The sequence below is a fragment of the Streptomyces sp. PA03-6a genome (genome assembly GCF_033792765.1).
In the GTDB taxonomy this organism is placed as follows: Bacteria; Actinomycetota; Actinomycetes; order Streptomycetales; family Streptomycetaceae; genus Actinacidiphila.
Map to the genome: position 1 here is coordinate 1 of NZ_JARAVK010000246.1, position 13245 is coordinate 13245.

Annotated in this window: 15 protein-coding genes; 8 read left to right on the forward strand and 7 right to left on the reverse strand. The window is 73.9% G+C overall.

All coding sequences use genetic code 11. From position 1 onward, the window contains the following. Positions 1-94: 94 nt before the first annotated feature. Positions 95-337, reverse strand: coding sequence for a DUF5133 domain-containing protein (locus tag PV350_RS37655; RefSeq protein ID WP_500337965.1), 243 nt, complete (start codon positions 335-337; stop codon positions 95-97). A 118-nt stretch (positions 338-455) separates the two neighbouring features. On the opposite strand from PV350_RS37655, the gene PV350_RS37660 reads away from it, so the two are divergent. Then, positions 456-809 carry a DUF3040 domain-containing protein gene (locus PV350_RS37660; RefSeq protein ID WP_500326379.1) on the forward strand — a complete coding sequence of 118 codons (354 nt, stop codon included), beginning with the start codon at positions 456-458 and terminating at the stop codon, positions 807-809. A 133-nt stretch (positions 810-942) separates the two neighbouring features. Here PV350_RS37660 and PV350_RS37665 read toward each other — a convergent pair whose 3' ends face one another. Both PV350_RS37665 and PV350_RS37670 read right to left on the reverse strand, forming a co-directional pair. After that, on the reverse strand, positions 943-1182 hold the full coding sequence (locus PV350_RS37665; protein ID WP_499515665.1) for a WhiB family transcriptional regulator: 240 nt from the start codon (positions 1180-1182) through the stop codon (positions 943-945). 128 nt (positions 1183-1310) lie between these two features. Beyond that, on the reverse strand, positions 1311-2948 hold the full coding sequence (locus PV350_RS37670; protein WP_500337967.1) for a carboxylesterase/lipase family protein: 1638 nt from the start codon (positions 2946-2948) through the stop codon (positions 1311-1313). Positions 2949-3138: 190 nt separating this feature from the next. Here PV350_RS37670 and PV350_RS37675 point away from each other — a divergent pair, with 190 nt between their 5' ends. Both PV350_RS37675 and PV350_RS37680 read left to right on the forward strand, forming a co-directional pair. Beyond that, positions 3139-4122 carry a MerR family transcriptional regulator gene (locus tag PV350_RS37675; RefSeq protein WP_500337976.1) on the forward strand — a complete coding sequence of 328 codons (984 nt, stop codon included), beginning with the start codon at positions 3139-3141 and terminating at the stop codon, positions 4120-4122. Between the two features lie 85 nt (positions 4123-4207). Next, a complete protein-coding gene (locus tag PV350_RS37680; protein ID WP_499515668.1) occupies positions 4208-5077 on the forward strand; it encodes an alpha/beta hydrolase family protein in 870 nt (289 codons plus the stop codon). Between the two features lie 75 nt (positions 5078-5152). Here PV350_RS37680 and PV350_RS37685 read toward each other — a convergent pair whose 3' ends face one another. Continuing rightward, positions 5153-6007 (reverse strand): ribosomal protein L7/L12, encoded by an 855-nt coding sequence (locus PV350_RS37685; RefSeq protein ID WP_500337969.1) that lies wholly within the window; start codon positions 6005-6007, stop codon positions 5153-5155. A 179-nt stretch (positions 6008-6186) separates the two neighbouring features. On the opposite strand from PV350_RS37685, the gene PV350_RS37690 reads away from it, so the two are divergent. Then, a complete protein-coding gene (locus PV350_RS37690) occupies positions 6187-7386 on the forward strand; it encodes a damage-control phosphatase ARMT1 family protein (protein WP_500337970.1) in 1200 nt (399 codons plus the stop codon). Between the two features lie 12 nt (positions 7387-7398). Here the strand turns inward: PV350_RS37690 and PV350_RS37695 are convergent, their stop codons facing one another. Beyond that, complete coding sequence (locus PV350_RS37695; RefSeq protein ID WP_354800525.1) at positions 7399-7689, reverse strand: DUF6295 family protein; 291 nt, start codon at positions 7687-7689, stop codon at positions 7399-7401. Continuing rightward, positions 7689-8426 carry a dienelactone hydrolase family protein gene (locus PV350_RS37700; RefSeq protein ID WP_499515671.1) on the reverse strand — a complete coding sequence of 246 codons (738 nt, stop codon included), beginning with the start codon at positions 8424-8426 and terminating at the stop codon, positions 7689-7691. Before PV350_RS37700 ends, PV350_RS37695 begins: the two co-directional genes overlap by 1 nt. A gap of 113 nt (positions 8427-8539) precedes the next feature. Between PV350_RS37700 and PV350_RS37705 the strand changes: the two genes are divergently transcribed. Beyond that, positions 8540-9517 (forward strand): phosphotransferase, encoded by a 978-nt coding sequence (locus tag PV350_RS37705; protein WP_500337971.1) that lies wholly within the window; start codon positions 8540-8542, stop codon positions 9515-9517. A gap of 145 nt (positions 9518-9662) precedes the next feature. Here the strand turns inward: PV350_RS37705 and PV350_RS37710 are convergent, their stop codons facing one another. Next, complete coding sequence (locus PV350_RS37710) at positions 9663-10025, reverse strand: effector-associated constant component EACC1 (protein WP_499515673.1); 363 nt, start codon at positions 10023-10025, stop codon at positions 9663-9665. Between the two features lie 155 nt (positions 10026-10180). Between PV350_RS37710 and PV350_RS37715 the strand changes: the two genes are divergently transcribed. The 3 genes from PV350_RS37715 to PV350_RS37725 all read left to right on the forward strand — a co-directional run. Continuing rightward, positions 10181-10939: an IclR family transcriptional regulator gene (locus PV350_RS37715; protein WP_499515674.1), complete on the forward strand. Its 759-nt coding sequence runs from the start codon at positions 10181-10183 to the stop codon at positions 10937-10939. Between the two features lie 98 nt (positions 10940-11037). After that, the gene (locus PV350_RS37720; RefSeq protein ID WP_500337973.1) at positions 11038-12174 is read left to right on the forward strand and encodes a PP2C family protein-serine/threonine phosphatase; all 1137 of its coding nucleotides are present in this window, start codon (positions 11038-11040) and stop codon (positions 12172-12174) included. 114 nt (positions 12175-12288) lie between these two features. After that, on the forward strand, positions 12289-13245 hold a 957-nt coding region (locus PV350_RS37725), incomplete at its 3' end, for a serine/threonine-protein kinase (protein ID WP_500337975.1).

Here is a 13245-nt window from a genome sequence, read left to right on the forward strand (position 1 = left end):
CACCGGATCGTTGGGGGGCGTGGCGTTCGTCGTCATGCGTTCCTCCCGGTTCGGGCCGTTTCGGCTGAGGGGCGCGTACCCGGGAGCCCGCCGCTCACGCGGCCCCGCCTGAGGAACCGTGGCCCCGACCGTCCGCCGGCCGTGCCCCCGGCAGCCTGTTGCGGGCGGCGGCCAGCGCGGCCTCCACGTCCGTGGTCCCCGTGGCGACGCACAGCGTGTACGCCACGTCCTCCACCCGGATGCGCGCCTCGGATCCGCCGTCGTCGGCGTTCGCGGCCCGCAGCGTCTCGTACTGCTCGACCAGCATGTGCAGAACCACGGGATGGGCCATCAACATGATCGGGATCCCTCCGTCACGACACCGGACATTCTGCGACTCCGCGACCGAGTACCCCTCATCCCTTCCGCCATTCGGGGTAAGGAACAGGCATGGGCGGGTGGTGGAGGGGGCGGTGATGGAGGGTTCGGGGCTCACGGAGCGCGAACGGCGTGCGCTGGCGGAGATCGAGGACCTGTTGCGCGACGACGACGTGCTGGAACGTCAGTTGCGCACGATGCGCTTGGACCCGGAGCCGGACCCACGGCCGGGCCCGGGGCCGGCTGACCTGTTGCGACGGCCACGCGCCCTGCTGCTGGCGCTGCTGGCGATCGTGTGTTTCGGGCTGCTGATCGCCGCGACCGTCACGACGCTGCTCGCGGTCGTCTGCGCCTTCGTGGTGACGTGGCTGGTCACCCTGTTCGTGGCGGTCCGCCTGCCGGGTCCGGCCCGCCGTGCGGGCGCCCGGCGCCGGCGCGGCCGTCGCCGCTGACCCGGCGCCGCCGCGTCTGACGGCCGCGTGAGCCCCCGGACGCCCCGGCCGGGGCGTCCGGGGCGTCCGGGTCAGGGCGGGTGCCGTCCGCGGGTGGGCCCACAGGGGGGACGGCATCGGGGCGGGGGACCGCTCACCCGCTGCGGGCGGCACGGCGGCGCAGCGCGCGGCGCTCCTCCTCGGACGTACCGCCCCAGATGCCGGGGGACTGGCCGGTACTGAGTGCCCACTCGAGGCAGTCGCCGACCACCGGACACCTCTCGCAGACCGCTTTGGCGCGGGCTTCCTGCCCCGCGCCCGGGCCTGAGGAGCTGACCGGGAAGAACAGTTCCGGATCCTCGTCTGCGCAAGCGGCGCTTCGCCACCAGCCCATCGTTTCGACTCCTTCCGGAGGAAGCGTTCGGGGGTGCCACGGACATTGCCGTGCTGCGTCGCGTACCCGGTGTGGCGCCGCCGATGCCGCCCGATCCGGAGCCGATCCGGAGCCGATCGCGCGGAGGCTCACCGAGGCAGGCGGTCCCAGAACGAGCAGTGGTGGGCGGAGTACGCGTCGACGGGGTGGATTCCGCCTGGTCCGGGAGCCAACGACTGCACCGACCGCGCGAGAGGTGACGAAGGGTGCAGGGCAGGCCAGGGCGGGGCGTCAGGGGTGTTCGGGTTGCCGGTGCGCGCGAAGTCCGTCCAGTAGTCGACCATCCGGTCGGACAGGGCGTGCTGGGCGTCGGTCAGCGGTCGCTCGGTGGGGAAGGAGGAGAACAGGAACGGCATCTCGAAGCCGTGCGCCGCACCGTAGGGGAAGCCCGGGTTCGCCGGCAGACCGGCGAGGACAGGGGCGTCCGGATCGCTGAACTCGTAGCCGTAGAGGGGGAGGCCGGGGGCACGGGCGGCGATGGCCCGGCCGGCTGCCAGTGTGGTGCACGTGAGGGATCGATCGGTCAGCACCGAGGCCCAGGCCAGTGCGGGCGTGGGGTGCCGCGCTGCCGGATACCGTGCCTCGACGGCGGGGGCTGCGGGCCCGAAGGCGTCCACCAGACGGGCGCGGTAGTCGTCCTCGGTGCGGATCGGGAACGCGGCGAGCGACAGGCCGACGAACATCCGCATCTCGTCGTGGTTGGTGCCCTGGACGACCGGCACGCGGTGGAAGCGTCCGGACGCCAGCGCCTGGTCCGGCGCCGCGGGCAGCAGCGGATTGCCGAAGGCGGGCCGGTTGAAGGACTGCATCAGCTGCGCGGTGGCCAGGCGATCCGTGCCCTGCCCGCGCAGGCACGCCAGCACCTCGTCTCCGCCGCCCTCGGTGCAGCCCAGTTGCCGGGCGGCTTCCGCACCGGCCGTCTGGACCTCGCGCTGTGAGGCGAACGGCTCGTACGCCGGTGTGCCGGGTCCGAGAGCGCCGCGTGGAAAGGACATGTGGCAGGAACCGCTCTGGAGCACGGCCCGCTGGAAGAGTCCGGCGGCCGCCGGCGAGGTGAGGTGCGCACAGATGCTGAGGGCGCCCGAGGACTCGCCGAAGAGCGTGACACTGCCCGGATCGCCGCCGAAGCGCTCCGCGTTCGCCCGCACCCAGCGCAGGGCGGCCTGCTGGTCCGCCAGGCCGAACGGCGGGGCGGAGCCCAACCCGGGGTGGCCGAAGTAGCCGAAGATCCCCAGCCGGTAGTTGACCGTCACGACGACCGTGTCACCCCGGACCGCCAGTTGCCCGGTGCCGTAGTCACTGCCGGAACCGCCAAGGAACGCGCCGCCGTGCAACCACACCAGTACGGGCCGCTTCCGCCCGGCCGGCTTCCGCGTCGGCATGGTGACGTTGAGGTAGAGGCAGTCCTCCGACCCGAGGACCGCGCCCGCACCTGGTGCCGGCATCTGCACACAGCGCTCAGCCGCCGCCGTCGCATCCCGGACGCCCTGCCATGCGGCGGCGGGCACCGGGGCGCGCCAGCGCAGCGGTCCGGTCGGCGGTGCGGCGTAGGGGATGCCGTCGAAGGTGGTGTACGAGCCGTGTGACACGCCGCGTACCAGGCCGTGGTCGGTCCGTACGACGGTACCGCCCGGCCCCGCGGAGTGCGGGGAACCGGGTGGTGCGCCGGTCGCCGGCACGGCGGTGCCCGCGAGTAGTGCCACCGCGCAGAGCAAGGGGAAGAGCACCGCACGGAGCCTGTCTCTTCGGCCTGGACGCGGTGTTGTCATGGTGGGGGACATGCGTATCCACCCTTCGTGGTCTGACGGGGCCGCATGAGGCCGGAACGAGGCCTGAGCGGTGGGGAAGAGGGTGCGGACCGACGTGGCCGGTGATCAGTACGCTAGGACCTCCCGCGCGCTGGAGGTTCAAGAGCCTGTGACGCAAGACACGTGGAGCATCGGTGAACTCGCGGCCGGAACGGGGGTCCCGGTGAAGACCCTCCGCTACTACTCCGACAGCGGTCTGCTGCCCGTGGCAGGCCGTAGCGCCGGCGGTCATCGGCGCTACGGTCCTGAAGCGTGGGAACGGATCCGTCTCATCAGACGCTTACGGGCGCTGGACACTCCGATCGCGACCATCACGCAGGTGGTCACCGGTGAGCGCTCCCTCGGCGAACTGGTGGCGACCGAGCTCGAAGCGGTGCAGGAACGACTGACCGAACTGCGGTGGCGCCAGGCCACACTCAAGTCCCTGGACGAGGCCCCGAGCGAGGAACGGCTCCGGCGTCTGGAGATCCTCTCTCGCGTGCAGCGGCTCCCGCAGGCGCATCGCACCCTCACCGACCACTGGTATCGCGAGCTGTCCGCGGCCATGCCCAAGCGCCGGCTCGACATCATGATCGCCATGCTCTGCCCCGACCCGCCGCGGGACCCCGATCCCGCTACGGTCCTGGCCTACGCCGAGCTTCATCTGCTCATCTCCACACCCAGTTTCACCCGCTGGACCCAGGACCACGACGAGGAGATGAGGGACGGCCCGGCCTTCTACGGGGAGATCGACGATGCCGCCGCTGCGACGGCCGCCGCTTTGGCCCAGGGCCTGCCGCCCGGCGCCGGGGATGCGGTGAACGCCTTCGTGTCCGCCCATGCGCGAGCCCGCCGGGAGTCGGACACCCCCGCCTTCCGCGCATACCTGCACGGACTGGTGTCGAGGTCGTCGGGCTTCGACCCCCGCCTGGAACGCTATTGGGCCCTGGTCGGCACCGTCACCGGCGGGCGGGTGCTGAACATGACGGTGGCTCACCGATGGCTGACCGAAGGGCTGGCGATCTCGATAGCCGGCGGTGCACCTGCTCGGAGCCCGGTTCCGCGGACTCCCGAGCGTGCGCACCGAGGGGTTCCGGGCGAGATCGGCTGCTGAAGCGCGCGTACGGCGGTCGGCGCGGCGAACGGCTTCCCCGTCCTGCCGCGGTCCGGCCGGCCGTCGCGTTTCCTACGATGGCGTCATGACGATCTCCGGGCCGGAGCAGCCGCAGATACGAGTCCTGTACGACGAGTCCCGCCAGGACTGGCGGGAGCCGGGTCGTCCGCGCCCTGTCCGGCTCTACCTGTGGGAGCCGGAGCAACCGCCGTCCGTGCCTGCCCCGTTGGTCGTCGTGTCGCACGGCACCGGAGGTTCGGGAGGCGCCATGGAGTGGCTGGTGGATCCGTTGCGCGAGGCGGGTTTCCGGGTGCTGGCCCTCGACCACCACGGCAACAACTTCGTCGACGGCTACGAGCCGGAGGGCTTCCTCCACGTGTGGGAGCGGCCACGGGACGTCTCCTTCGCCCTCGACGCGCTCACCCGGGAACAGCCGTTGGGGCCGGTCGGCGCGGCGGGCTTCTCCGTGGGCGCCCACACGGCGGTGGCGCTCGCCGGGGCGCGCCTCGACCCGGACGTCCTGCGGGCCGTGCTGTCGGGGGCCGTACCGGTACCGGACATCCCCGAGTTCCCCGGTGTGCTCGAGGCGCACCGGAAGAAGTACCCGGACGACCCGTCGGCGCGGGGGGCGATCGACGGAGCGGGGGCCGACCTGTCGGACGCACGGGTGCGGGCGGTCTTCCAAGTGGCCCCGGGCGTCGGGGGATTCGTGACCCCGCGGAGCCTGGCGGCCGTGCGGGTGCCGGTGGGGATCCGCTGGGGCGGTGCCGACACGGTCAACCCGTACGACGTCGACACCAGGCCGTACGCGGAACACGTCCCCACGGCGAGCGTCCGCTGCGCCGGCCCCGACGTCCGCCATGACGACTTCTTCGCGCCGGAGCCCGCCGACCCGGACGTCCGCGTCCGGGTCGGCCGGGAGGCAGCCGACTTCTTCGTGCGGCACCTGGGCTGACCGTGTCCACGCGGTGTCCACGGTGGTGGCCGGAACCGGGAGAGGGTCTCACCCGCCGCCCGGCTCCGGCCCCCGTCAGGCGCGACCCCCAGCCTCCCGGACCGCGGGGAACGACGCCTGGAAGGCCAGCCGGCGGTCTGCGTCGGCGGTGATGTCGCCGAGGAGCGCGTCCAGCGCCAGGAACACCTCCCAGCGTTCTGCGCCGGTCGCCGCTGCCAGCCGGTCGACGACCAGGTCCTCGAGCTCCGTGACGCGTTTGCCCTTCCAGACCTTGTCGGCCACGCTCACCAGCAGGTCCTCCATGGTGACGGCCGCGTCCGTCCACGAACCGTGCGTCGCCGCGAAGCGCGCCAGGCGCGGCGCGACGCCCCGCGCCCGCAGCAACTTACGGCCCGCCGTCTCGTGGGCGCTGCCCGGCCCGGACAACTCCGCGACGTGCAGTGCCTTGCCGATGTCGTGGGTGGCCGCGCCGAAGAGCACGGCCTCACGGTCGACGACCAGGGCCGGGCCGTACTGCCGGACCCAGTCGACCAGTTCACAGGCCACGTCGTGCACCAGCCGCAGATGGGCCGCGAGCCGCGACGGAGCCCCCACCTCGCGCAGCAGACCCGCCACCTCGGGCGGCAGCGGCCGCTCCCGTCCCCAGGTGAGGGCCCGGTCGAGGTCAGGCGTCCGCTCCGGACCTCCGACCTCGGCGGTGGCCCCGGCGGCGCGCAGCGCGGCGACGGCCGACTCGGCATCCTCCTTCGGTGCGTTCCGCAGCACGACGAGAGGGGTCCCGCGGATGAGGGCCCGGCAGTGCTCCGTGCCCAGACCGGTCAGCCCGCCCAGGACGGCGACGACCTCCGCCGCCCGTGGCCCCACCTCCCTCAGCACGGCCGTCACCGGCACCTCGTCGCCCCCGGCCGCCATGTGCCGCGCCCCTGTCATGAGCCCTCCCCGTCGCTCCCGGCCGTCCCGCCGCGGACAGCGTGCCCGAAGCCCCGCCCGAGGGGAACTCCGCGTACCGTGCGCCCGCGCACGGCCCGGGTGCCGCCACTTCCCCGCCGCTACCTGTGAGAATGCCCGCGACCGCTGCCCCGCCCCCGACCGCTGGAGGACGACGACGCATGGGTGGACACCCACACCCGGACGACACCCGCGGCCCCGCGCCTGCGCAGGCGCCGCCGATCACCTGTGACGCGCCCGGGTCCTTCGCCCGCAGCGTCTTCCAGGAGCGGCACCCGGTGCTGGTCCGGCGCATCCTGGACGCCGTCCCGTACGGACCGGAGCGCCGCCGGGACTTCGCGGCGCTGCTGGAGGAGTCGCGGTCCGGCACGGTCGCCCCGCTGCCGCGGGACGCGCCGGACCTGGCGGCGTGGGAGGAGTGGGGCGAGGGCCGTTTCGGGCGGCCGTGGGCGGAACTGCCGTTCCTGTGGTCGGAGTCGTACTTCTACCGTCGGCTGCTCGACCCCGCCGGGTACCTCGCCGCCGGGGCGTGGCACGGCGTGGACCTGTTCGCGCCGTTCAAGGACGCCGAGCTGGACGGTCCCGGCTTCGCCGCCGACCTCGCCGCCCTGGACGGGCTGCCCGGGCTCGCCCCCGCCGAGCGGGAACACGCGCTGCTCGCGGCCGCCGTGTGGGGCAACCAGGCGGACCTCGGTTTCACCATGGTGGCCGACGCGGCCGGCCCCGAGGCGTCCGGCACCCTCGTCGCCGACGAGTCGGAGCGGCTGTGGTCCCTGCTGGACGGCGGCACGGTCGTCGTGGTCACCGACAACAGCGCCCGCGAGGTCCTGGCCGACCTCGCCCTCGTCGACGGCCTTCTCGCGAGCGGACGCGCCGACGAGGTCCACCTGCTCGTCAAACCGCGCCCGTACTACGTCTCCGACGCCACCACCCAGGACGTCCTGTCCTGCCTGCGCCGGATGACCGCCGCCCCCGGCGAGGCCGCCCGCATCGGCGGGCGCCTGCTCGCGGCCCTGCGCGAAGGGCGGCTCACCCTGGCCGCGCACCCCTTCGCCTGCGCGCCGCTCGGCTACCGCGACATGCCGGACGACCTGCGGGAACGCTTCGCGGCCGCGCGGCTGACGGTGATGAAGGGCGACCTCAACTACCGGCGCCTGGTGGACGACCGGCTCTGGCTCCCGACGGTGCCGTTCGGGGACGTCACCGCCTACTTCCCGGGGCCGGTCGCCACCCTGCGCACGCTGAAGTCCGACACCGTCGCGGGGCTCGCCCCCGGGACCGTGGCCCGGCTGGACGCCGCCGGCACCGCGTGGCGCACCAGCGGCACGCACGCGCTGATCCAGGTGGCGGTCCCGGGGTGACGGCCCGCGCCGTCAGCGCGCCGCCGGTGCGGCCTGCCCGGAGGAGGCCAGCCCGGGCGGGGCCGCCGCCAGCGCGGAGCGGATCGCGTCGACCAGCGCCAGCGCCGCCTCCTCGGTGAGCTCGACGGCGACCCGGGCCGAGGGCCCCAGGGCCGGGTTGAGGAAGTCGATGTTGACGGTGTGCTCGTACGGCGCGTGCTGCGGGTGGTCGACGTAGACCATGGCCTCGGTCAGCCCGAAGTAGCCCTGGGCGCCCTTGCCGCTGCCGTCGATGCGGATCTTCTCGGTGAGGTACGTGCACATCAGAGGTGCTCCTTGAAGAAGGCCAGGACCTTCGACCAGCCGTCGACCGCCGCCTCGGTGCGGTAGCTCGGCCGGTTCACGGCGAAGAAGGCGTGGCCGGCGTTCTCGTAGGTGTGGAACTCGTACGGCTTGCCCTGCGCCTTGAGCTCGGCCTCCAGTTCGGCGACGTGCTCGGGGGAGGGGTAGCTGTCCTCCGCGCCGAACAGCCCGAGCAGGGGGCCGCGCAGGTCCTTCGTCAGGTGCACGATCGGCTCGACCTGGAGCGGGAAGCCCTCGGGCGGCGTGCCGGCGACGAAGGCCCCGTAGCAGTCGACGCCCGCCTGCACGTCCAGCGAGGCCAGGGCGAGGAACGCTTGGCGGCCACCGGAGCAGTAACCGATCACGCCGACCTTGCCGTTGGAGGACGGCAGGCCCCTCAGGTACTCGGCGGCGCCGGCGGCGTCCCCCAGGAACCGCTCGTCGGGCACGCCGCCCCGGGCGCGCGCCGCCGCGGCCGCGTCGTCCGGCGACGCGCCGGGCGCCTCACGGCTGTAGAGGTTCGGGCAGACGGCGGCGAAGCCCTCCGCCGCGAACCGCCGGGTGATCTCCTTGGTGGGGTCGTCGTAGCCGGGCATGTGGTGGATCACCACGACACCGCCGTACGGACCGGGGGCCATGGGGCGGGCGGAGTACGCCTCGATGCGGTCGCCGCCGTGACCGGTGACGGTCACGGTCTCGGCGAGAAGTGCGTCATACATGTACGTCGGTCCTTCCGGGGGGACGGATGATCAGCACTCTATGCCGCACGCGCTTTCCCCCTGCCGCCGCCCCGCCCTGGACCCCGGCGGGAGCCGTTCCGTAGGGTCGCCGCATGAGGCAACGGCCCGAGGGAGTGCGCGAGGAGGAGCTGGGCGAGGCGCTGCGCGGGTGGGGGATCGACGCCGCGTCATGGACCTACGAGCCCGTCGGCTTCGGAGACCACCACTGGACGGCGGCGGACGCCCGCGGCCGGCGCTGGTTCGTCACCGTCGCCGACCTGACGCACAAGCAGCACTGCGGGGCGGACGCCGAGTCCGCCTTCGAGGGACTGAGCCGGGCCATGGACACCGCACTCGCCCTGCGGGAACGCGCGGGCCGGGACTTCGTGGTCGCCCCGCTGCCCGCCGCCGGGGGCGGCACGGTGCGCAGGATCGGCGCGCGGTACGGGGTCAGTGTCTTCCCGTACGTGGACGGCGTCGCCGGCGACTTCGGCGACCGTCTCGACGCGTGCGGACGCGGCGCCCTGCTGGACACCCTCGCCGTGCTCCACCGGACACCGCCCCCGGCCCCCATCCCGCGCCCACGACTCGCGCTCCCCGGGCGGGCCGCCCTGGAAGCGGCGCTCGCCGGATTGCGCGACCCCTGGCAAGGGGGGCCGTACGGAGAGCGGGCGAGGGCCCTGACGAGCGAGCACGCCGGGGCGCTCCGGCGGCGGCTCGTGGAGTTCGACCGGCGTGCCGCCGCGCTCGAACGCGCGGGAGGGGAACACGTCGTCACCCATGGCGAGCCGCACCCCGGCAACCTGCTGCGGCAGGAAGCGGGGCACGCGCTCGTCGACTGGGACACCGTCGGTCTCGCCCCGCCCGAGCGCGACCTGTGGCTGGTCGTCACCGGGCCCGAGGACCTCGACCGCTACCAGGACGCGGCCGGCCGCCGCCCCGACTCGGACGCCCTCGCCCTGTACGGGCTGCGCTGGCGACTGGAGGACGTCGCCTCCTTCCTCGGCGACTTCCGCTCCCCGCACCGCGCCACGCCCGATTCCGACCTGGCCTGGCGGTCCCTGGCCGCCACCGTGCGCGCCTTGGCATGAACACCCCTCAGCGGTCCAGCCGTTCCTCCCGGCGCACGGTGACGGTGTTCCCTCGACGTTCCCCTCGGCGAGGTGGGTCCAGCCGCCCGTGGCCGGGCTCTTCCGCAACGTGGCCGTGAACTGCTCGTCGCGCCGGCCGCGCGGCTCACCGGTCGGTGGGGCGCAGTGCCTCGAGGACGCGGGTCGCCGTCTCGACGTCCTGTCCGGAGAGGGTGACCGTGACGCCGTCGTGCTCGAAGGTCATCTCGGGGGCCGAGGAGCGGGCCGCGTGCCAGGCGCGCCAGGCGAGGGCGAGGTTGGCCAGCCGGAAGCCGCTGTCAAGGGCGATCCGGATGCCTTCCGGGGTGCCGCCGACGCCGACGCCCCCGATGAGGCCTACCGCGGGCCCGCGCCCCTGGAGGGCGACCTTGGCGTTGCGCCGCACATAGGAGTCGTCCAGCAGCCAGGTGTGGAACGAGCGCAGCTCGTCCTCGGCGTCCCGCGCCTGCGTCGTGACGATGAGGTCCATCGGCACCGTTCCCCCTGGGTGAGCACCGCCGTGCCGTCACTCTGGCACAGCCGTACGCGGTGACGCAGGCATCCACGCAAAGCGGTACGAGACGTACGGCGGCGGGCTCCCACCCGTCGCTTGCCGTGGCCGGGCGGCGGGCGCAGGCTGGAAACATGGCTGCTCAGGGCGGGCCGACGCTCATCACGTCCGTCCAGCGGGCCTTCCGCCTGCTGGAAGTGGTGGGCGCACACGAGGGCGGCGTGCCGGCGAAACAGCTGGCGCGCGAGACCGGGTTGCCGCTCGCCACCGCCTACCACCTGCTGCGGACCCTCACCCACGACGGCTATGTGCGCAAGCTCGCCGACGGCGGCTTCGCCCTCGGCGAGAAGATCGAGGCCCTGCACGCTGCGAGCCGCCCGCAGATGCCACTCAGCCGTATCCGCCCGGCGCTGGCCGCGCTGCGCGACGACCTGTCGGCCGCCGCCTACCTGACCTTCTACGAGGACGGCGAGATCCGGGTGGCGGACATCGTCGACGGCCCCCGGACCCCGCGGGTCGACCTCTGGGTGGGCTTCGAGGAGGCGGGGCACGCCACCGCGCTCGGCAAGTGCGTGCTGCGCGAGCTGGACGAGGAGGCCCGCAACGACTACCTCTCCCGTCACCCGCTGGCCGACCTGACCCCGCGCACGATCACCCACCGCGCGGAGCTGCTGCGGTGCCTGGAGAGCGCCCCCGCCCCTCCCGCCGTCATGGACCTGGAGGAGTACGCCCTGGGGACGGTCTGCGTCGCGGTGCCCGTCTACAGCGGCAGCACGCTGGGCTCGCTCGGTGTGTCGCTGCGCGCGGACCGGGTCGCCGCCCTCGAAGAGGTGCGCGCCAAGCTGCTCCCCACGGCGAGCCGGGTGACCCGGGGCCTGTCGCTCACTATCTGAAATTCCCGCCCTTGTGGTTGGGGTGCATACACCCATTAACTGGTGGAAACGGACATCGGCGGTGTGACGCCTCGCACAGGCAGGGATTGCGGACGAACATGAGTCAAGCCCCGGACCAGCGGCATGGCGGCCGGCCGACGTGGCACGTCGCCACGGGAGCGCCCCTTGCGATCATCTGCGGGGTGGCCCTCGTCGCCTTCGTCAGCGGCAGCGGTCCCGACTGGCTGCCTCTGCTCGCCGTCGGACCGGCACTCGCCGCCGCCGTAGGGGGTCCGTGGTGCGTCCTGCGGGTGGGCATGCTCGCGGTGGCGCTGGCCGCGGTCCTCGGCGCCGACAAGGGAACGCCCGGCGACAAGCTGGCCATCGTGGTGGCCGCGCTGGCCGCGGTCACCCTGGCGAGCGCGCTGGGCGCCGCGGTCCGGGGGCGCCGCGAGCGCGTGCTCGCGGCTGTCCGGTCGGTCGCCGAGGCGGCGCAGCACGCGCTGCTGCTGCCCGTGCCGGAGACCGTCGGCCCCTTCCAGGTGGCCGTACGCTACAGCGCCGCCGCGGCGGAGGCCCGGATCGGCGGCGACCTGTACGCCCTGGTGCCCACCCCGTACGGGGTGCGGCTGATCGTGGGCGACGTCCGCGGCAAGGGCCTGCCGGCGGTGAGCACCGCCGCCCTGGTGCTGGGCGTGTTCCGCGAGGCCGCCTACGACGAGCCCGACCTGCTCGACGTCGTCGACCGCATCGAGCGCAGCCTGGCCCGCAACCTCGGCCCGGACGACTTCGTCACCGCCGTCGTCGTCGGGCACCCCCGCCCGGGCCGCATGGAGGTCGTCAACTGCGGCCACGCCCATCCGCTGCTGCTGCGCGGGGGCGACGTCCTCGCCGTCGAGTCCTCCGGCCACGTCCCGCCGCTGGGGCTGCGCGCCCTCGCCGGGGAGGAGCCGGTGCTCCAGGTGCTGCCCTTCTCCGAGGGCGACCAGCTGCTGCTGTACACCGACGGCGTCATCGAGGCCCGTGACCGCGGCCGCCGCTTCTACCCCCTGGACGAGCGCGTCACGCGCCACCTCACCGACGACCCCGCGCGCACCCTGGCCGCGCTCCACGACGACCTGCTGGACCACGTCGGGGGCAAGCTGCACGACGACGCCGCGCTGCTCCTGCTGCGCAGCACCTCCGGCGCCGCGTCCGTCACCGAGCTGCCCGTCCCCGTCGTGTCCGGCGGTGCGCACAGGGCCCCGGCCGGCTGAGCCTGCGGTCGCGGGAAGGCGCACGAGTGGCGCACTTTTTCGGCGATTTGCTGCACTTCAGACGATATGCGATACGTGGAGGAGGGGCTTTTCACCGCTCGCCGAGGAAGTGCCATGACAGGAGCGCACGAGGACGTCGGGCGCGTGGTCACCGGTCGCTACCGGCTTCTGCGCCGGCTCGGCGTCGGCGGCATGGGACGGGTGTGGCTCGCCTACGACCAGGAGCTGGCCTGCGAGGTCGCGGTCAAGGAGATCGTCCTGCCGCCCGGTGTCCCCGAACGCGAGGTGAGCTCCCGCATCGCCCGGGCCCGCGGCGAGGCCCGGCACGCCGCCCGGCTGCGGAACCACCCCCACGTCGTCACCGTCCACGACATCGTGGAGGAGGACGGCCTCCCGTGGATCGTCATGGAGTTCGTCCCCGGTGCCATGGACCTGGAGGCGGTGGTGCGCGAGCGCGGTCCGCTGCCGCCCGCGGAGGTCGCCCGGATCGGGCTGGCCGTGCTCGACGCCCTCCTGGAGGGCCACCGGCTGGGCATCCTGCACCGCGACGTCAAACCGGCCAACATCCTGCTGACCCATCCCGGCTCGCGGCCCTCCTACCCCACCGAGGGCGGCGGCCGGGTGATGCTCACCGACTACGGCATCGCCCTGGAGCCCAGCTCGGGCGAGACCCGTCTCACCGCGACCCTGGAGATCCTCGGCACCCCGCGCTTCATGGCCCCGGAGCGGGCCAACAACCGGCCGCCCACCGCGGCGGGCGACCTGTTCTCGCTCGGCGCCACCCTGTACTACGCGCTGGAGGGCACCGGGCCCTTCGACCGCGAGACCGCCCTCACCACCCTGAGCGCCCTGCTCTTCGAGCCGCCCGCCCCGCCCCGCCGGGAGACCCGGCTGACACCCGTCCTCGTGGGACTGCTCGCCAAGGACCCCGTGGACCGGATGGGCGCGGAGGAGGCCGCCCGGCGGCTCTCCGCCGTCGCCGCCCAGCCGTACCACCTCCACCCGGCCCCTGCGGCGGAGCCGGCGGCCCCCGCCGGCTCCGCCGCAGGGGCCGGGTGGAGGTGGTACGGC